This is a genomic window from Halorubrum tibetense, assembly GCF_055396225.1.
In genome coordinates this window covers 287,162-304,137 of record NZ_AP043742.1, presented here as the reverse complement: position 1 = coordinate 304,137, position 16,976 = coordinate 287,162, and the positions used below count along the sequence as shown (strand labels likewise).

Annotated in this window: 18 protein-coding genes; 12 read left to right on the top strand and 6 right to left on the bottom strand. The window is 68.6% G+C overall.

Features of this window, described 5'->3' with window-relative positions:
• Positions 1 to 311: 311 nt before the first annotated feature.
• Positions 312 to 1,355 (bottom strand): DUF726 domain-containing protein, encoded by a 1,044-nt coding sequence (locus ACZ5TV_RS01465; RefSeq protein ID WP_464384038.1) that lies wholly within the window; start codon positions 1,353 to 1,355, stop codon positions 312 to 314.
• 77 nt (positions 1,356 to 1,432) lie between these two features.
• Between ACZ5TV_RS01465 and ACZ5TV_RS01460 the strand changes: the two genes are divergently transcribed.
• The 6 genes from ACZ5TV_RS01460 to ACZ5TV_RS01435 all read left to right on the top strand — a co-directional run bounded on the left by ACZ5TV_RS01460 (position 1,433) and on the right by ACZ5TV_RS01435 (position 5,609).
• Entirely contained in the window at positions 1,433 to 1,945 is a 513-nt protein-coding gene (locus tag ACZ5TV_RS01460) for a hypothetical protein (RefSeq protein WP_379782330.1), read from the top strand.
• 93 nt (positions 1,946 to 2,038) lie between these two features.
• Complete coding sequence (locus tag ACZ5TV_RS01455) at positions 2,039 to 2,368, top strand: hypothetical protein (protein WP_379782332.1); 330 nt, start codon at positions 2,039 to 2,041, stop codon at positions 2,366 to 2,368.
• A gap of 38 nt (positions 2,369 to 2,406) precedes the next feature.
• Positions 2,407 to 3,345 carry a methenyltetrahydromethanopterin cyclohydrolase gene (mch, locus tag ACZ5TV_RS01450; RefSeq protein ID WP_379782334.1) on the top strand — a complete coding sequence of 313 codons (939 nt, stop codon included), beginning with the start codon at positions 2,407 to 2,409 and terminating at the stop codon, positions 3,343 to 3,345.
• A gap of 11 nt (positions 3,346 to 3,356) precedes the next feature.
• The gene (locus tag ACZ5TV_RS01445; RefSeq protein WP_379782336.1) at positions 3,357 to 3,866 is read left to right on the top strand and encodes a hypothetical protein; all 510 of its coding nucleotides are present in this window, start codon (positions 3,357 to 3,359) and stop codon (positions 3,864 to 3,866) included.
• A 71-nt stretch (positions 3,867 to 3,937) separates the two neighbouring features.
• Positions 3,938 to 5,143, top strand: a complete 1,206-nt coding sequence (locus ACZ5TV_RS01440; protein WP_379782338.1) for a potassium channel family protein — start codon at positions 3,938 to 3,940, stop codon at positions 5,141 to 5,143.
• 34 nt (positions 5,144 to 5,177) lie between these two features.
• On the top strand, positions 5,178 to 5,609 hold the full coding sequence (locus ACZ5TV_RS01435) for a nuclear transport factor 2 family protein (protein WP_379782340.1): 432 nt from the start codon (positions 5,178 to 5,180) through the stop codon (positions 5,607 to 5,609).
• A gap of 48 nt (positions 5,610 to 5,657) precedes the next feature.
• Here the strand turns inward: ACZ5TV_RS01435 and arcS are convergent, their stop codons facing one another.
• From arcS to ACZ5TV_RS01420, 3 genes are all read right to left on the bottom strand, one after another.
• Positions 5,658 to 7,460: an archaeosine synthase subunit alpha gene (gene arcS, locus ACZ5TV_RS01430; RefSeq protein WP_464384037.1), complete on the bottom strand. Its 1,803-nt coding sequence runs from the start codon at positions 7,458 to 7,460 to the stop codon at positions 5,658 to 5,660.
• Positions 7,461 to 7,561: 101 nt separating this feature from the next.
• The gene (locus ACZ5TV_RS01425) at positions 7,562 to 8,608 is read right to left on the bottom strand and encodes a polyprenyl synthetase family protein (RefSeq protein ID WP_379781426.1); all 1,047 of its coding nucleotides are present in this window, start codon (positions 8,606 to 8,608) and stop codon (positions 7,562 to 7,564) included.
• Positions 8,605 to 9,957: an RNase J family beta-CASP ribonuclease gene (locus tag ACZ5TV_RS01420; RefSeq protein ID WP_379781424.1), complete on the bottom strand. Its 1,353-nt coding sequence runs from the start codon at positions 9,955 to 9,957 to the stop codon at positions 8,605 to 8,607. Before ACZ5TV_RS01420 ends, ACZ5TV_RS01425 begins: the two co-directional genes overlap by 4 nt.
• A 324-nt stretch (positions 9,958 to 10,281) precedes the next feature.
• Between ACZ5TV_RS01420 and ACZ5TV_RS01415 the strand changes: the two genes are divergently transcribed.
• Together ACZ5TV_RS01415 and ACZ5TV_RS01410 are read left to right on the top strand one after the other, a co-directional pair.
• Entirely contained in the window at positions 10,282 to 10,524 is a 243-nt protein-coding gene (locus tag ACZ5TV_RS01415) for an LSM domain-containing protein (protein ID WP_379781422.1), read from the top strand.
• On the top strand, positions 10,521 to 10,697 hold the full coding sequence (locus tag ACZ5TV_RS01410) for a 50S ribosomal protein L37e (RefSeq protein ID WP_080505266.1): 177 nt from the start codon (positions 10,521 to 10,523) through the stop codon (positions 10,695 to 10,697). Before ACZ5TV_RS01415 ends, ACZ5TV_RS01410 begins: the two co-directional genes overlap by 4 nt.
• A 403-nt stretch (positions 10,698 to 11,100) precedes the next feature.
• Here ACZ5TV_RS01410 and ACZ5TV_RS01405 read toward each other — a convergent pair whose 3' ends face one another.
• Entirely contained in the window at positions 11,101 to 11,376 is a 276-nt protein-coding gene (locus ACZ5TV_RS01405) for a hypothetical protein (protein WP_379781420.1), read from the bottom strand.
• The gene (locus tag ACZ5TV_RS01400) at positions 11,376 to 12,569 is read right to left on the bottom strand and encodes an aminotransferase class I/II-fold pyridoxal phosphate-dependent enzyme (protein WP_379781418.1); all 1,194 of its coding nucleotides are present in this window, start codon (positions 12,567 to 12,569) and stop codon (positions 11,376 to 11,378) included. Before ACZ5TV_RS01400 ends, ACZ5TV_RS01405 begins: the two co-directional genes overlap by 1 nt.
• A gap of 148 nt (positions 12,570 to 12,717) precedes the next feature.
• Here ACZ5TV_RS01400 and ACZ5TV_RS01395 point away from each other — a divergent pair, with 148 nt between their 5' ends.
• The 4 genes from ACZ5TV_RS01395 to ACZ5TV_RS01380 all read left to right on the top strand — a co-directional run bounded on the left by ACZ5TV_RS01395 (position 12,718) and on the right by ACZ5TV_RS01380 (position 16,961).
• Positions 12,718 to 14,370 carry a succinic semialdehyde dehydrogenase gene (locus ACZ5TV_RS01395; protein WP_464384036.1) on the top strand — a complete coding sequence of 551 codons (1,653 nt, stop codon included), beginning with the start codon at positions 12,718 to 12,720 and terminating at the stop codon, positions 14,368 to 14,370.
• 107 nt (positions 14,371 to 14,477) lie between these two features.
• Complete coding sequence (gene thyA, locus ACZ5TV_RS01390) at positions 14,478 to 15,506, top strand: thymidylate synthase (protein ID WP_379782839.1); 1,029 nt, start codon at positions 14,478 to 14,480, stop codon at positions 15,504 to 15,506.
• Between the two features lie 20 nt (positions 15,507 to 15,526).
• Positions 15,527 to 16,180: a dihydrofolate reductase gene (locus tag ACZ5TV_RS01385; RefSeq protein WP_379782843.1), complete on the top strand. Its 654-nt coding sequence runs from the start codon at positions 15,527 to 15,529 to the stop codon at positions 16,178 to 16,180.
• A 43-nt stretch (positions 16,181 to 16,223) separates the two neighbouring features.
• Positions 16,224 to 16,961 carry a competence/damage-inducible protein A gene (locus tag ACZ5TV_RS01380; RefSeq protein ID WP_464384035.1) on the top strand — a complete coding sequence of 246 codons (738 nt, stop codon included), beginning with the start codon at positions 16,224 to 16,226 and terminating at the stop codon, positions 16,959 to 16,961.
• Positions 16,962 to 16,976 lie beyond the last annotated feature (15 nt).

Below are 16,976 nucleotides of genomic sequence, written 5' to 3'. Positions count from 1 at the left end.
GCGAGAACCCGTAAGCGCTCCGCAACCGCTCCGCAACCGCACCTCACGCCTCCCCAGCCTCGCAGCGGTCGCTTATAAGCGACCGCTGCGTCCATCGAGGGGCTCTTCGGCCCCTCTAGCAGTCGGGCGAAGCCCGACGACCTCGCGCGGTGCTGCTCGCGCCCGTATCAGGGCGCTCGCAGGCACGCGCCACCGCACCGCTATTGATACCCGATCGTCGCGTTCGCTCGGCGGGAGTCGCATACACCGTCTTCGCCCCGGATCTGCGACGCTCGCCGCGGACCCATGGGAGTGTCACGGGCGGCGGTCGACTACTGGATCCGCTCGACGAGCCGTCCCAAGCCCCCCTCCTCGGGCTGGAAGTACGAGTAGTGGTCGGCGACGAGGTCAGTCACGTCGACGTCGCGGTAGCCGTCGGGGAGGGAGGCGGAGGCGGCCGCACCCCCGTGTCCGACTGCGCGGACCCTATCCGACGCGCGGTACACCCAGCCGAGCACCCGGTCGTTCCGGCTGTGGAGGTTCAGTACCGGTGCGTCGAGCGCCGCGATCGCCGGACCGTACCGCCCGTCGCGGGCCACGCTCTCTCGCGGTATCGCCCCGCCGAGCAAGGAGACGGACGCGAGGCCGCCGTGGCGACCCCGGTCGTCGAGGACGCGAAGCGCCTCTCCAGTCACCCGTGCGCCGAGCGAGTAGCCGATCACGTGGACGGGACCGCCGCCGTCGTCGGCCCACTCGATCAGCCAGTCCGCGAGCGGGTCGGCGAGGGAGTCGGCGGTTCGCTTGGCCTCCTCCCAGTCGACGTCCGAGTCCCAACTGAACGCGACGACCGGCGGGTCCCCCGGCATCCCCGCCTCCTGTAGCCCGAGCTCGGCGGTGTACGCCTGGTCGCGAGCGGCCTCAGCGTCGGTAGCGAACCCGTGGACGAACAGCACCATCGAGTCGGCGTCGTCGACCGCCCACACGCCCGCACGGCGGGGCCGGTCGCCGGCATCGGCCCGATCCCGGACGTTAAGGACCGGCTGCGTCGCCGGCGCGGTGTACTCGCCGTAGTCGCCGTCCAGTGCGCGCGAGACCGTGAGTCCGCCGCCGGCGAGGAGCCCGCCGCCGACCGCCGCACCCAGGAGGAGCCGCCGTCTGGTGAGGGTTCGTCCGCCGTTGCCATCGCTGTCGCCGTTGCTGTCGGCGTTGCCGCTGCTGTCGGCGTTGCCGCTGCTGTCGGCGTTGCCGCTGCTGTCGGCGTTGCCGCTGCTGTCGGCGTTGCCGCTGCTGTCGGCGTTGCCGCTGCTGTCGGCGTTGCCGCTGCTGTCGCCGGAGGGATCCGATGTGATATCGAGTCGAACGCGCTCCCCGATCAAGTATCTGACGCGTCGGCGACGGGCATACTCTGACGTATCGGCGACGAGCGTATACGAACCGAGCCCGTATCTGATATATGGGCTACCCGGTCACGTATCACTGTCCGGCGTGTGAGACGATCGTCGAGCTCGAACGCGACGGCTATCTCGCCGACAAGGCGGTGACGCCGTATCCGTTCGAGGGGTGGACGTACGTCGAGCCGACCGCGCCGTTCGAGGACGACGCGGCCGACGGCGTGCGGTTCGTCTGTGGCGCGAGCGACGGGGTCGTCTGGAACCCCGACGAGGGGATCGAGACAACAGACGCCGACGGCGACGTGGTCGACTCCGCTGACGCCGACGGCGACGTGGTCGACTCCGCTGACGACGACGGCGGCGTGGTCGACTCCGCTGACGACGACGGTTCCGACGACACCGACATGGGTTCGGACCGGGCCGCCGGCTGCGGCGAATCGTTTTATCTCTCGTTCGTTCGGTACGAGGAGGGGCGCGAGATCGATCCGCGACCCGAGACGGAGCTCGTCGAGATCGATCCGGATCCGCGTTCGAGCGGCCCCCGCGGCCCCTCCGGTCCCGGCGGCTTCTGGTGAGTCGGGAGCCACCGGTCCGTCCCGCCAGAGTGTATCGGTACCCTCGTTGCACTCGGGCGTACCGTTATCCCCGCGCCGCCCGATGGATGACGTATGCCCGACACGAAAGCGGGACGGGAGGAACAGGCTCGAACGGCCGATCGCCGACGCGTCGAGCGTGACGTCTCCGAGGCGCTTGCCCGTGGGGACGAACCGGAGCCGCCGGACGATACGCCGACCGAGTGCTACCGCCGCGGCTGTACGGAGCCCGCCGCGTTCTCGGTCACCGAACGGTATCAGGAGGAGACCGGGAAGGGTGCGGTAGAGGCGTCCGCGCTGCTCTGTGAGCCACACACCGGCGAGGAAGCACCCACGAACCTCGATCAGGCGTATTCGGGCTACGTGTTCCTCGTCGAACCGATCGACGCGGCGACGGGGGAGTGACCGGCAAACCCCTTACGTGAGGGGGAGAAAGGGGGCGTATGGAGAGTATCAACCGGACCGCGATCGAGCTCGTCGACGAGGCGCTCGATTTCGCCGGCGAACTCGATATCGCGGGGTACGAGCTCGAGAACGGGGCTACTGTCGTCGACTTCGGGGTCGACGCCAAAGGCGGGGTGGAGGCGGGGCTGCTTCTCACCGAGATCCAGACCGCCGGGTTGGCGAGCGTCGACACGCGGATGGGCGAGGTCGCCGGCGCGCCGCGCGGCTACGTCGAGCTGTCGACCGACCACCCCGCTGTCTCGTTGTTGTGTTCACAGAAGGCCGGCTGGGAGCTGGCGTTCGAGAACGGGTTCGAAGGGCTCGGCTCCGGGCCCGCCCGGGCACTCGTGGGACAGGAGACGGAGTTCGAGCGCGTCGGCTACTACGACTCCTCGGAGTTCGCCACGCTGACGATCGAATCGACCGCGCTCCCGGACGAGACGGTCGCCGAACACGTCGCCGACCTTGCCGAGGTCGACCCGGAGGGCGTGTTCCTCCCGACGTACGCGACGGGGTCGACGGCGGGCTCCGTCTCGACCGCCGCGCGCGCGGCGGAGCTCGCGGTGTTCCGGCTCCTCGAGGTCGGCTACGAGCCGACCGACGTGCTCCACGCGTCCGGCTCCGCACCGATCGCGCCGGTGACGCGCGACGAGTCGGTCGCGATGGGACGCACGAACGACGCGCTGGCGTACGGCGGTGAAGTCCACCTCCAGGTCGCCCGGGACGACGACCGGTTCGAGCAGATCGTCTCCACCGTTCGTGACGACTACGGGACGCCGTTCGTCGAGGTGTTCGAGGACGCCGGTTGGGACTTCTACGAAGTGCCCGAGAGCGTGTTCGCGCCCGCACAGGTGACCGTCGACGTCGTCGACGGCCCCGTGTACACGGTGGGGGAGACGGACGAGTCGATCCTTGCGGAGTCGTTCGGCTACCGCTGAGCGTCCGACCCATGCGGCTCAAACCCCTCCCCGAACCGCCCGCCTCCCTCGGCGCGCTCGCCGACCTGCAACGCGCGGTCCCGCTCGTTCCGGGGACGACCGACGACTGCTGTGCCCGGCTCCGTGAGCGACGGGGACTCCCGGACCGGCAAACGGCGAACGACTGGCTCGCGCTCCTCCGTGTCCTCGGACTGGTACGTGCGACGCCGCGGGGGTTCGTTCGAACCGAGGCCGACCCGACACCGAAACGCGTTCGGGAGGGACTCCGCGAGGGGGTGTTGTTGGTCCCGGAGACGCTCTCGCTGTTGCGTGACGCGTCGGGGACAACCCCCGTGACGCCAGCGTCGCTGTTCGCGGCGACCCGCGAGTCGGTCCCGCGGCACGACCGCGCTCGGGACCCGAACTGGGAGGGTTCGTGGCGGAACCGGGCCGACCGGCTCCTCCGCTGGCTGGCGCTCGTCGATCTCGCGGAGCCGGTGTCGGACGCTGATGCGGCCTACGTTGCCGGGAACGCGATGTAGCCGACGACCTCCCAGATACCCCGTAACCCCCCGTGACAAGCCTTTTACTCGCCCCCGGAGAGATACGGGTTATGGGACGATTCGAGGGGCAGAACCCGCCGCGAAAGGTCAGTTACGAGCCGACGAGCGTGAAGGACCTGCTCGTGGAGATGAAAGACACCGCCGAGCTGCTCATCGATCTCTCCTACTCCGCGGTGTTACACGGCAGCCCCACGGTCGCACAGGAGGTCATCGAGCTCGAAAACCGGATGGACGTCCTCCAGATGCGCGCACGAATGAGCCTGATGCTCGCGGCGCGCAACCCGAGCGAAGCCGAGACGCTCGCCCCCGTACTCGGTGTCGTCGCCGCGGCGGACAAAGTCTCCGACGCGGCCGGTGACATCGCGAAGATCGTGTTAGAGGAGATCGGTCTTCCCGACGCGATGCGTGGCGCACTCTCCGAGGGCGTCGAGACCTTGGTCCGTGGCACCGTCGCGGCCGACTCCGAGTACGACGGACGCACGCTGAAGGACATCGACCTCGAATCCGAGACCGGCGTTCGGGTCATCGCGATCCGGCGCGACGACGACTGGATCCTCAACCCCGGGCCGAAAACCCGTCTGCACGGCGACGACATCGTCCTCCTCCGTGGTCCAGAGGGCGGCGTCTCGGACGTGTACCCGACGCTGACGGGCGAGTCGTTCGAACCCGACGAGCCGGCGGAGCCCGCCATTGACGACCTCGAACGCGCTGTCGACTCCATCGTGTTGATGAAGAACCTCTCGGAGCTCGCGGTCGACCTAGCGTACGGCTCCGTCCTGTTCGACAACGAGGAGCTGGCCGAGGAGGTGACGAACTTGGAGATCGAGGTCGACGCGCTCCAGTCGCGGTTCGAGGCGTGGACGCTTCGCGCCGCCAAGGAAGCCGACGATCCCGTCTCGTTGCGTGGGCTGATCCACCTCGGCGTGGCGACCGAGGAGATCTCCGACGCGGCCTTGGAGATCACGGAAGGCGTGCTCCGTGATATCGGCGTCCATCCCGTCGTCGAGATGGCGGTCCAGGAGTCCGACGAGATAATCACGCGAACGACCGTCCGGGAGGGGAGCACTCTCGACGGGACCGAGGTCGAGGCGGGCGTGCCCGCGACCGGGATCGCGACGAGCGTCCTCGCCGTCCGGCGGCCCGAGGAGGGGTGGCTCCTCGGCCCGGACATCGACACGACCCTCCGTGCCGGCGACGTGATCATCTCCAAGGGCACCCGCACCTCGGCAACCGAGTTCGCCGAGCTCGCGTCGTGACCCGGGTCGACGGTGCGAGTGATCGATATCGCCGATGACCGATCGTCCGGCGACGCTCGCGCGCGAGTACTACCGACGGACCGACGCGAAAGCGTACGACGCGCTCGCCGAGCTGCTCGCCCCCGACTTCGTTCACTATCGGCCCGATCGGACCCTCCGCGGGCGGGACCGGTTCCTCGCGTTCACCCGCGACGAGCGTCCGCTGACCGACACCACTCACGTCGTTGACGGCGTGTACGATGTCGGTCCGGGCGACTCAGCAGACGAGGAGTCGGCCGGTGACGGCGCGGGTCACAATGGACCGTCCGACGAACCGGCGGTCGGCGACGTGGCGGTCCGTGGCCGCCTTCTCGACGCCGACGACACGACGCTGTTCGCGTTCCTCGACGTGTTCACCGTCCACGACGGTCGGGTACGACGAATAGAGACGTACGCCCGATCGGACGCCGACGCGAAGGAAAACTGAGCGGGACCCGACCTCGGCGGGGTCGCGCGGCCGGCCGGCGGCGACGTGCTACCGCTCCTCGACGTGTCTGACCTCGCTGGCGACGCCGCGGGTCGACTCGACCATCTCCGGGCCGGACATCTCGGCGCGACCGACGGCGAACGCCTTCGGCCCCTCGATGACGACCTCGTCGCCGACGCGGATCTCGGGATCGGCGTCGACGACGCCCGGCGCGAGCACCGAGCCGTGGGGAACGAACCCGTCGATCGCGACCCGCTTCGTCGGCGCGTCGCTCTCGACCCACCGTCGCGCGCCGGCGAGGGTGAACGAGAGCGTGCCGTACTGCGGCACCATCGTCGCGAGCTGGGTGCCCGGCTCGCCCTCGCGCCCGCCGTCGTCGTCCGCCCACACCTGGAGCTTCGGGTAGCGGCCGGTCGTCCGGATCCGCGCGTCGCTCCCGTCATCGCCGAACACCGCGTCACCCGCGGCGTCGCCGAGGACGTAGTCGGCGATCGCTCGAACCGTATTGTGCTCGCGCTCTCGCTTGCTGTAGGCGGGTTCACCCGCCAGCGCCGCGTTCAGCTCGCCGAGCGACTCGTCGGTGGTCGGATGGTCGACGCAGGTGTACTCGAACGGGACGTCCACGGCGGGGTCGGACGCCACCCGCTCGCAGATCTCACGGTAACCGTCGGCGGGGACGTGGGCGATCACCCTCGAGTAGTCGTTACGCTCCAGGTAGCGCCGGAGCACCTCCGCGACGAACTCGATCTCGGCCTCGCTCCAATCGCCGGTGACGACCGAATCGTAGTGTTGAGCCGGATACGTCGTCTCCAGCTCCTGTGGCACCACGCCGATCGGCGACGTCATCGAGACGGTGTGACCGCGCCATGTGACGGCGTCGTGGAACTGGCGGTGGCTCTGAGAGTCGCTGTAGGGTTTCGTCGCCGAGCAGGGAACCAACACGAGCGGCTGGTCGGAAAAGCGGTTCCGATACCGGCTCGTGACCCGGTCGGCGAACCGCTGGATCTCGACGCGGTCGAGCGTCTCGGCGGAGGCGGCGGTGAGCTCCGCGTCACGGAGGATCGGCGTCCGCTCCTCGAGATACCCCCACTGGTCGTCGAACAGTCGGAGCGTCGCGGTGAGCCACCCGTCGTGGCGGGCCTGTCCCTCGAGGTAATCCCGCAGTCGACCGGCACGGACCCGTTCGCGGACCCGCCGGAGCTCGGCGGCGAGAGCGTTGACGTTGTGTTCGGCACAGTCCGCGCGGGTGAACGACGCCCGTGGTTTCGCGCAAGCCGGGCACGCACAGGGGAGCTCCGTCAGGTCCTCGAGGAAGTGCTCCGCGTCAGCGGTGAGGTACTTCCCCTCAGCCCCCTTGGTCCGCGCGAGCGACCCGTCGACGAGGTCCACGCCGGCGGCGACGAGCGTGGCGACGTTCGCGGGCGTGGCGACGCCCGAAAGCAGGAGCGCGGCGTCGGCCGGGAGGGCCGATTTCGCCGAGAGGATCGCGTCGCGGAACGCTTCGCCGTGGCCGACGAAGCCGGACGCGTCGGCGAGGACGTACGCGTCCGCACCCACGTCGCGGGCACCCTCGCTGTCGACGACCACGGCGGTCGGGGCGTCGATATCGGGGTGATCGACACGGAACGATTCGCGGACCTCCTCGCGGGTCCCGGCCGGGAACGAGCGGTGTGGGAGCACCGTGAGTGCCGTCTCGTCGGCCTCGGGCACCTCGCGCTCGGCAGTCCAGAGGCTCCCGGCGTCGGTGAGGAACGAGTCCGCGAGTGCGGGCGTGGTGACGGGATCGGCGAGGCGTACCTCCCCGAGCCGAGCCGCACCGTCCCGCTCGTGGACCTCGAAGTAGTCGGTCATACGTCTCCTCGCCGGGGAACGCTCAATTCTCTTGTGTTCCGCGGCCGTCCCGTCGTCGCGGGTGACTCGAACCGGAACGGGAGCGCTCGCGGCAAGCGCGGTCAGTAGCCGCGGGTGATGAGGTAGTCCGCGAGGTCCTCCAGCAGGCTCCGGGAGCCGCCCTCAGGGAGCGCTTCGAGGTGTTCTTTCGACCGGGCAGTGAGCTCCGACGCCGTCTCGCGTGCGTACGAGATCGACCCCGACGCTTCGAGCGCCGCGACCGCGTCGTCGACCTCCGCTTCCGTCACCTCGGCGGGGGTCTCGGCATCGACGAGCCCGTCGACATCGACGCCCTGCTGCCGGGCGTGCAGCGTTATCAGCGTCTCTTTCCCCTCGACGAGGTCCGAACCGCGCTGTTTCCCCAGCTCTACGGACGGGACGGTCAGGTCGAGCACGTCGTCTTGGATCTGGAACGCCCGCCCGGAGTCGATACCGTACTGATAGAGCGCGTCGGACACCTCGTCGTCGGCACCGAGGAGGACCGCAGGGGTGGCGGCGGCCGCCCCGTACAACACCGCGGTCTTCAGCTCGACCATCTCCAAGTACTCCTCGGGGAGGATGTCGTCGCGCGACTCGAAGGCGACGTCGAGCGCCTGTCCCTCACAGATCTGCGTACAGGTGGATGCGAGCAGCCGCATCGCCTCCAGCCCGTTAGTCGGGTCCGAGCCGGTCTCGGTCATGATCTCGAACGCCTTCGAGTACAGCGTGTCGCCGGCGAGGATCGCCGTCGACGTGTCGTACTGCTCGTGGACGGCAGGGACGCCGCGGCGGAGGTCGTCCTCGTCCATGATATCGTCGTGGATCAGCGTGAACGACTGGATCACCTCGATCGAGACGGCGGCACGCATGATGTCGACCGGCTCGCCGTCGAGGGCGTCGAACTCGCGGAAGTCGGCGCCCATCGGGTCGGTTCCCGTGACCGCCTCTGCCGCGAGCGTCGTCACCGTCGGACGGAGACGCTTCCCGCCCGCGTCGAGGATGTAACGCGAGGCCTCATAGAGGCGCTCGGGGTGCCCGATCGGTAACTCCTCGTCGATAGCGGCGTTGACCAAGTCGCGCCGCTCGCGGATGGCGTCGAGCACCCGCGCCTCCGTGGTCTCGTTGGTCATTCGACGAGCTGGATGGTGTTGCCGTTCTGCGTGACGTGGACGTCACGGCCGAGCTTGTACCCCTGCGAGCTCGCGAGGTCGACGTACGGCGAACGACCCTGCAGGTCCTGGTGTGCCGGGATGAGGTGCTGTGGCTGAAGCGCCTGCAGCATCTCGTAGTGACCCTCCTCGCGCAGGTGGCCGGAGACGTGGATGTCGTCGTAGAGGCGTGCGCCCTGCATCCGGAGCAGCTGTTCGGACTGGTAGCGCTGCCCCTCGTTGGTCGGTTCGGGGATGACGCTCGCGCTGAACACGACCTTGTCGCCGTCCTCCAGCTCGTACGGCGTCTCGCCGCGACCCATGCGGGTGAGCATCGCGCGCGGCTCGCCCTGGTGGCCGGTGACGATGGGGAGGAAGTTCCCCTTCCCCTCCTTCATGATCCGCTTGAACGTTCGGTCGACCGACTTGCGGTGGCCGTACATGCCAACGTCGCCCTGGAAGTCGACGAAGTCGAGCCGCTCGGCGGTACCGGAGTACTTCTCCATCGAGCGGCCGAGAAGGACCGGCTGACGGCCGATCTCGCGGGCGTACTCGACAAGCGTCTTCACGCGGGCGATGTGGGAGGAGAACGTCGTGGCGACGATCCCGCCCGAGTAGTCCTCCATCGACGTGAGGGTGTCTTTCACGTGTTTTCGGGCGAACGACTCCGACGGCGTTCGACCCTTCCGGCCGGCGTTCGTACAGTCCTCGATGTAACAGAGGACGCCCTCGTCCTGGCGGCCGATCTCGCGGAACCGGTCCATGTCGATCGGGTCGCCGATAACGGGAGTGTGGTCCAGCCGCTTGTCGAGCCCGTAGACGATCGCTCCCTCGGGAGTGTGGAGGACCGGATTGATCGCGTCGATGATCGAGTGGGTGACGTTCACGAACTCCATCTCGACCTGCTCGGAGTCGCCGATCGCCATCGTGCCACCGGCCTCCATCTTCACGAGGTCGTTGTCGACCTGGAACTTGCTCTCGTCGGCGATCTGCTGTTTGACGAGCTCGATCGTGTACGGCGAGCCGACGACCGGCGCGTCGTAGCGGTGGGCGAGCTTCGGGATCGCCGCGATGTGGTCGAGGTGCCCGTGAGTCGGAACGATCGCCTGGACGTCGCCCTCCAGGTCGCTCATGATCCGATCGTCCGGGATGGCACCCATGTCGATCAGGTCGAGGCTGTGCATGTTCTCGGCCTCCACGTTGTCGTGGATCAGGACCTTACTCAGGTTCAGGCCCATGTCGAAGATGACGATGTCCTCGCCCGCTCGGACCGCCGTCATCTGTCTGCCGACCTCTTCGAATCCGCCGATTGTCGCGATTTCTATTTCCATGGTGTGGTGGTTCGAACGCCGTGAAACGGCGTCTATCACTGATACCCCGCAAAGGAGCCGTCAGCCCTGGCGTCTAACCGCGCGTCGGTGAGGGCCCCGCTACGGTCGAGCCACGTCGGCCCACCGTGTCCCGCGGGAGTGTGGTGTTCGATGCTAGATGGGCCCATCTTAAAAACTACGGGGTTCTGTATCTGCCGGACGGGCTGAGATCTGAGGGGTCCACGTGGCGGACTGACGCGCAACCGCGTTATTACGGCCGGTTCAGTCGGTTTCCGTCGGGTCGTCCCGGTATTTTTAATAGCGCGACGGGCGGCGGGGTAGGTAATGAGTGGACGACCCCTCGACGTGCTCGAAGCGTCGCTCGAGGAGCCCGTAACGGTACACCTGAAGGACGGAACGACGTACTACGGGATCCTGTCCGGCTACGACCAGCACATGAACGTCGTCATCGAACCGGAGACCGGCGTCGACGACCGCGTCGACGGCGAACTCGACGGCGAGTTCGCGGTCGCCATCGAAGACACAACGATTATACGCGGCGATAACGTCGTCACGATCAAAGCATGACCGGCTCCGGTACGCCCTCTCAAGGGAAAAAGAACAAGACGGTACACGTGAAGTGCCGCCGCTGTGGCGAGAAGTCCTACCACCTCACCAAGGAGCGCTGCTCCTCGTGTGGCTTCGGCAAGTCCGCGAAGCGTCGCGACTACGCCTGGCAGTCGAAAGCCGGCGACAACTGACGGCGACCCTCGACAGTTCTCCGCGCGCTCCGATCTGAGAGCGGTAGCGGCGGGTGTCTGTTCGTTCGGTTCTGTTGGTGCTGTTGAACCCCTTCGGAGTCGATGCGAACTCCGCGATGAGTACCGGTTGAGAGGTACCCGGCGATGGGACGGATCTCGTGGAAAACTCTCAGACGGTCTCCGTTCTCGCGGCCATTCTTGACGGCCTCGCCCGGGGGACAGGTGCCCGCTGTTGCTCCGGTTGTAGACCGATCGACTCTCCCGTGTTGCTGACGCTGCTATCTGTCGCTTCGCCAGCGTTCCAGACTCCGTACACCGTTCGAGAACTCACGGGTCGCTGGGTCGAGTCCGTTGATCGGTGTGATACACTTACCCGGCGGCGGCTCCCCGATCCGCAACTGCGTTAGGGGTGGAACTCGTCCTCGTACTCCGCTTCCTCCTCGTCGTCTTCGTCCGGCGGTACGAGCTTCCCCGTGAGGATGTAGCTCGTGATGAACAGCGCGATAAACCCGACGCCGACGGCGGCGGTCGTCCGCACCACGAACGGGAACTCGATCCACAGGAAGTAGCGGTCCGCGACGAAGATAGCGACGATGGCGACGAGGATCGCTTTCTGCTCGTCCGTCGGATCGCGGACGAGGCCGACCACGTCGGCTTTGAGCTCGTCGGCGAGCCCCATCAGGCGTCACCCCCCGTCGCATTGGGGTCGATCCCGCTCCCGCCGGGCCCGTCCTCGATCACGCGGCTCACGCGGTCGAGTCCCTCCTCCAGCTCGTCGGTCGGGAGGCCGAACCCGATCCGGAACCGGTCGGGAAAGCCGAACAGATCGCCCGGCGCGAGCACGACTCCTTCGCGCTCGACGACCGCGCGACAGAACTCGCGACCGCTCTCGAACGCCTCGGGCACCGTCGGAAAGGCGTTGACACCGACCGGGTCGTACCAGTCGAGCTCGTGGCGGGCGACCCACTCGGCGACTCGCTCGCGATGGTCGCGGGCCAGCTTGCGGTTCTCCTCCAAGATCCGCCCCTCGCGCCGGCCGAGCGCTTGCTTCGCGACGTGCTGGCCGAACAGCGACGGGGAGATGGTGGTGTAGTCCTTCCACTGCCAGGCACGCTCGACGAGCGGCTCCGGGCCGGCGATCCAGCCGAACCGGAGCCCCGCCAGCCCGTACGCCTTCGTGAGACTAGTGGTCGAGATGCCGTGAGCCCCGAAGCTCGCGACCGGGGGCTGTGGCTCCTCGGCCAGCAGCCGGTACACCTCGTCACACAGCAGGTACGCGTCGTGGTCGGCGGCGACATCGTACACCGCGCGCATCGCCGACTCCGCGTGGTACCGGCCGGTCGGGTTGTTCGGGTTGTTCACGACGACGACGGCGGTGTCCTCGCGGACCGCGTCGGCGACGGCGTCCGGGTCGAGCCGCCACTCCGGCGGCTCCAGCTCGACCCGCGTCACCTCGCCGAACGCCTCGGGCACCGCGTGAAGCGCCTGGTACGTCGGGGTGACGACGACCGCGTGGCTCCCGGAGCCGATCCCGTCGCGCTCTTTCCCGTCGTCCCCGGTCCCGGCGTGTGCTCCGTCGGCCCCTTCGCCGATCGGGTCGTCGGTCGCCACGAGCGCGAGGAACGCGAGGAAGTTCGCCTCCTGGGTACCACAGGTGAACAGTACCTCGTCGGCGCTCCGCCCGTATCGCTCACCGACGCGTGCCCGGAACTCCGGGTCGCCGTTCGTCGGGATCACGTACCCCAGCTCGCCGGGGTCCAGATCGAAGCGGCTCGCGTCAAGCGAGCGGATCCCGCTTTCGGCCAGCATGATGTCGGCCTCGTGTTCGTACTCGGCGAACCAGCGCTCGAGGCCGAACGGGTCGATTCGCATATCCATGACTCGGGCCGGCGCGAGGTTAGGTGCTACGGTCGCGGACAGCACCCTTCGCTCACGCCTCCGGCCCTGTCGCCGAAGCCGCGTCGCTTCCGTTCCGCCGCCGACACCGCTTTGGGCCGCCGTCCCCTTCCATCGATAATCGATGCCTCCCGGACAAGCAGAGTCGGCCCCGCCGACCGCCATCGCCGATGCCGGCTCGCTCTCACCCGACCGCCTCGTCGAGCTCGCCTCCCGCGTCGAGAGCGAGGCGGACGCCAGCCTCGACGTGTTCGCGCCCGCGACGACCGAGCGCGTCGGTTCCGTGCCAGCCTGTACCGACGACGACATCGCGAGCGCGGTCGAGCGGGCACGCAAGGCCGGTGCGGCGTGGGCGGAACGACCGGTCGCCGAACGGGCTGCGGTGCTCGACCGGGCCGCCGACCTCCTGCTCGACCGTCGGTCGACGCTGCTTGACCTCCTCCAGCTGGAGACCGGGAAGTCGCGTCGGACCGCCGTCGAGGAGCTGTTCGAGGTGCCGCTGGCGTGCGAGTATGCGGCTCGGAAGGGACCGGACGCGATCGCCGAGGACCGCCGAACGGCCGCCGTCCCGGGGCTCTCGACGGCGACGGTCACCTATGAGCCGGTCGGCGTCGTGGGCGTGATCTCGCCGTGGAACTATCCGCTCACACTGTCGGTCGCGGACGCGATCCCAGCGCTGCTCGCGGGCAACGCGGTCGTGCTCAAGCCGGACGAGAAGACGCCGTACACCGCGCTTGCGCTCGCGGAGCTACTGGAGGACGCCGGTCTTCCCGAGAACGTCCTGACCGTCGTCACCGGCGAGGGACCTATCGTGGGCCCCGCACTGATCGACCGGGTCGACTACGTCGCGTTTACCGGGAGCACCGAGACGGGCCGAGCGGTCGCCGAGCGAGCCGGGCGGAACCTGATCGACTGTTCGCTGGAGCTCGGCGGCAACAACCCGCTCGTCGTGCTCGGTGATGCCGACGTCGACGAGGCCGCCCGTGGCGCGGTCCAAGCCTGCTTCTCGAACGCGGGTCAGCTCTGTCTGGCCGCCGAGCGGATCTACGTCGTCGAGTCCGCCTACGACGCGTTCCTCGACGCGTTCGTTCGCGAAACGGAACGACTGACGCTCGGAACCAGCTACGACTACGACGCCGACCTCGGCTCGCTGATCGACGCCGACCAGCTCGATCGGGTGCGGTCACACGTCGACGACGCTCGCGACCGTGGCGCGACCGTCGAGACCGGCGGCCGTCACCGTCCGGACGTCGCGCCGTTCTGTTTCGAGCCGACGGTGGTGACCGGGGTCGACCCGGACGCGACGGTCGCCTGCGAGGAGACGTTCGGGCCGGTCGTTTCGGTGGCGCCCGTCCCCGATGCCGACGCGGCGGTCGCGGCCGCCAACGACTCCCCGTACGGATTGAATGCGAGCGTCTGGACCGCGGATCGCGACCGGGGCGCGCGGGTCGCCCGCGAGATCGACTGCGGGACCGTCTCGGTGAACGACGGGTTCCTGACCGGGTGGGGCGCGCGCGACGCCCCGATGGGCGGGTTCGGCGACTCCGGGATCGGCCGGCGCAACGGGCCGGAAGGCGTGCGACGATTCACCGAGTCGCGGACGGTGGGCGTCTCCCGTATCGGGCCGTTCACTTTCCCCGATCGGGTCCCGACCGGCTGGTTCGTTCGTGGCGCGTTCACGGCGACGATCGCGGGGCGGACCGCCTCGAAAGCCGTTCGACGCGTGAGGGACGGAACGATCGGGCGACTCAGGGACCGGGTGTTCGGACGGAAGTGAAAAGCCGCCTGAAAGGAGATCGATTAATGTAGCGCGGTTCGTTGAGCCGATAGACCGATCGCTCCGACGACCGGGTCGCCGGGGCGACGTCAGCACGCCACGACACCATGCAACAGTACCTCGATCTCGTCGACGACACGCTCTCGACGGGCACGTACAAGCCGAACCGAACCGGCGTGGACACCATCGCGACGTTCAGCGGCCAGTACACCGTCGACCTCGCCGAGGGGTTCCCCCTGTTAACGACGAAACGGATGGACGGCTACCGCTGGAACTCGCTGATACACGAGGTGTTGTGGTATCTCTCGGGCGAGGAGCACGTCCGGAACCTTCGCGAGGAGACGAAGATCTGGGACGCGTGGGCCGACGAGGAAGGGCACCTCGATACCGCGTACGGCCGATTCTGGCGACGGTACCCGGTCCCCGACGACGGCGACGCGCTTCCCGGCGAGACGTGGCCCGAGGACGGCCATCGCTGGGTGACCGTCGAGGAGGGGCCGGACGGGACCGAACGCCGAACGTTCGACCAGATCGGATACGTGCTCGACACGCTCCGCGAGAACCCCCACTCCAGACGGATGGTGGTGAACGCGTGGCACCCGGCGAACGCGACGGTTTCGACGCTCCCGCCGTGTCACTACACGTTCGTCGTCAACGTCCAGGACGGGAAGCTCAACCTCCATCTCACGCAGCGCTCGGGGGACATCGCGCTCGGCGTCCCGTTCAACATCGCCGCGTACGCGCTGCTCGCGAACGCGCTCGCCCAGCGGACCGGCTTCGAGGTCGGCGAGTTCGGCCACACCGTCGTCGACGCGCACGTCTACTGCGGGCAGGGCGAGCGCGGCGAGTGGTACGCCGACAACCTCCCCCGACTCCAAGAGCGGCTGGCGGACGTCGAGGACGACGTCGACTACCTGCGCGTGAAGGAGTGGCTGGAGGCGACGGCCCCAGCCGAAGCCGACGGCGACGAGGGGTACGACCACGTCCCCGGCCTGCTCGAACAGCTCTCTCGGGAGCCGCGCGAGCGGCCGCGGATCGAGATCGCCGACATCCCGCTCGACGAGCTGACGTACGAGGATGTCGAGGTCGTCGAGTACGACTGCGCGGAGGGGATCTCCTTCGCGGTCGCGGAGTGATGCCGGGGAGCGACCGTGAGATGGGCAGTCACACCGACCGCGAGGGGAGTGACCGCGACCGGGTCGATCTCGTCCTCGTCGCGGCGGTCGCGGAGAACGGCGTCATCGGTGCGGACGCGGGGATGCCGTGGCACTACCCTGCGGACCTCGCCCACTTCAAGCGACTGACGAGCGGTCATCCCGTGATCGTCGGGCGAACCACCTACGAGAGCATCGTCGACCGGATCGGCGGGCCGCTCCCGGAGCGGACGAGCGTCGTCCTCTCCACTCGCGATCTCGATCTCCCAGACTGCGCGGTGCTCGCCGGGGACCTCGACGAGGCGGTCAAGCGAGCCACGGCCGCCGCGACGGACCACGGCGTCGACACGGTGTACGTGATCGGCGGGGCGACCGTCTACGAGGCGTTCCTCCCGCTCGCGGACCGGATGGTACTGACGGAGATCCCCGAGCGCCCCGAGGGCGATACGCACTTCCCGGCGTGGGACGCGGACGGCTGGCGGGAGACGGCCCGGGAGACCCCCGGCAGCGACGGTGGAAGTGGCCGGGATGACGGTGACGACGGCGACGACGGCAACGGCGAGGACGACAGCGACGGCAGGGACGACAGCGACGGCAGGGACGACAGCGACGGTGATGGGCTGGCGTTCGTCACGTACGAGCGGATCGAATCGTGATCCCGACCGAACCCTGAAACCCGCCGCCATCGTACGTCCGGTGATGGACGTCGCGCTCATTACGGTCGGAGACGAGCTGCTCGCGGGCGACACCGTGAACATGAACGCCAACTGGCTCGCAGCCGAACTCGCTGACCGGGGCGTGACGGTGACGCGGATCCTCTCGGTGCCGGACGACCGACTCACGATCGCCGACCGCGTCGCGGCGTACGCCGAGGCGTTCGACGCGGTCGTCGTCACCGGCGGGATCGGCGGGACGCCGGACGACGTGACGATGGAGGCGGTCGCGGACGCGTTCGGCCGCGAGATGACGGTCTCGGCGCTGGCCCGCTCGTCCGTCGAGGACCGGCTCGCGGCGATCGGATCGCGGGTCCCCGACCGCGACCTGCGCGTCGACGTCGACGCCGAGGCCGCACTGCCAGAGGGGAGCCGCCCGCTCCCGAACGACACGGGACTTGCCCCAGGGTGTGTCGTCGAGAACGTGTACGTCTTTCCGGGGATCCCCGAGGAGCTCCGCGCGATGTTCGACTCGGTCGCCGACGAGTTCGCGGGCGAACAGCGGTCGCGGTTCCTCTACACCGTCGAACCCGAAGCGAACATCGTCCCGGCGTTAGAGGCCGTGATCGACGAGTTCGACACTACCGTCGGCTGTTACCCAGACCGCGAGGCGGGGCACAACCGTCTCAAAGTGACGGGGACGGACCCCGAGGAGGTCGACGCCGCGATCGACCGGCTGTTGGCGACGACCGACGCCAGCGAGACGCCCGTCTCGCGGGACTGACTGACGGCCCTCGGT

What these genes read in the sequence shown, in the direction of transcription:
- ACZ5TV_RS01380 (WP_464384035.1), top strand. Translation starts at nt 16,224, where the DNA reads ATGGACGTCGCGCTCATTACGGTCGGAGACGAGCTGCTCGCGGGCGAC.
- ACZ5TV_RS01460 (WP_379782330.1), top strand. Translation starts at nt 1,433, where the DNA reads ATGGGCTACCCGGTCACGTATCACTGTCCGGCGTGTGAGACGATCGTC.
- ACZ5TV_RS01415 (WP_379781422.1), top strand. Translation starts at nt 10,282, where the DNA reads ATGAGTGGACGACCCCTCGACGTGCTCGAAGCGTCGCTCGAGGAGCCC.
- ACZ5TV_RS01405 (WP_379781420.1), bottom strand. Translation starts at nt 11,376, where the DNA reads ATGGGGCTCGCCGACGAGCTCAAAGCCGACGTGGTCGGCCTCGTCCGC.
- ACZ5TV_RS01400 (WP_379781418.1), bottom strand. Translation starts at nt 12,569, where the DNA reads ATGCGAATCGACCCGTTCGGCCTCGAGCGCTGGTTCGCCGAGTACGAA.
- ACZ5TV_RS01420 (WP_379781424.1), bottom strand. Translation starts at nt 9,957, where the DNA reads ATGGAAATAGAAATCGCGACAATCGGCGGATTCGAAGAGGTCGGCAGA.
- arcS (WP_464384037.1), bottom strand. Translation starts at nt 7,460, where the DNA reads ATGACCGACTACTTCGAGGTCCACGAGCGGGACGGTGCGGCTCGGCTC.
- ACZ5TV_RS01455 (WP_379782332.1), top strand. Translation starts at nt 2,039, where the DNA reads ATGCCCGACACGAAAGCGGGACGGGAGGAACAGGCTCGAACGGCCGAT.
- mch (WP_379782334.1), top strand. Translation starts at nt 2,407, where the DNA reads ATGGAGAGTATCAACCGGACCGCGATCGAGCTCGTCGACGAGGCGCTC.
- ACZ5TV_RS01445 (WP_379782336.1), top strand. Translation starts at nt 3,357, where the DNA reads ATGCGGCTCAAACCCCTCCCCGAACCGCCCGCCTCCCTCGGCGCGCTC.
- thyA (WP_379782839.1), top strand. Translation starts at nt 14,478, where the DNA reads ATGCAACAGTACCTCGATCTCGTCGACGACACGCTCTCGACGGGCACG.
- ACZ5TV_RS01385 (WP_379782843.1), top strand. Translation starts at nt 15,527, where the DNA reads ATGGGCAGTCACACCGACCGCGAGGGGAGTGACCGCGACCGGGTCGAT.
- ACZ5TV_RS01410 (WP_080505266.1), top strand. Translation starts at nt 10,521, where the DNA reads ATGACCGGCTCCGGTACGCCCTCTCAAGGGAAAAAGAACAAGACGGTA.
- ACZ5TV_RS01440 (WP_379782338.1), top strand. Translation starts at nt 3,938, where the DNA reads ATGGGACGATTCGAGGGGCAGAACCCGCCGCGAAAGGTCAGTTACGAG.
- ACZ5TV_RS01425 (WP_379781426.1), bottom strand. Translation starts at nt 8,608, where the DNA reads ATGACCAACGAGACCACGGAGGCGCGGGTGCTCGACGCCATCCGCGAG.
- ACZ5TV_RS01395 (WP_464384036.1), top strand. Translation starts at nt 12,718, where the DNA reads ATGCCTCCCGGACAAGCAGAGTCGGCCCCGCCGACCGCCATCGCCGAT.
- ACZ5TV_RS01435 (WP_379782340.1), top strand. Translation starts at nt 5,178, where the DNA reads ATGACCGATCGTCCGGCGACGCTCGCGCGCGAGTACTACCGACGGACC.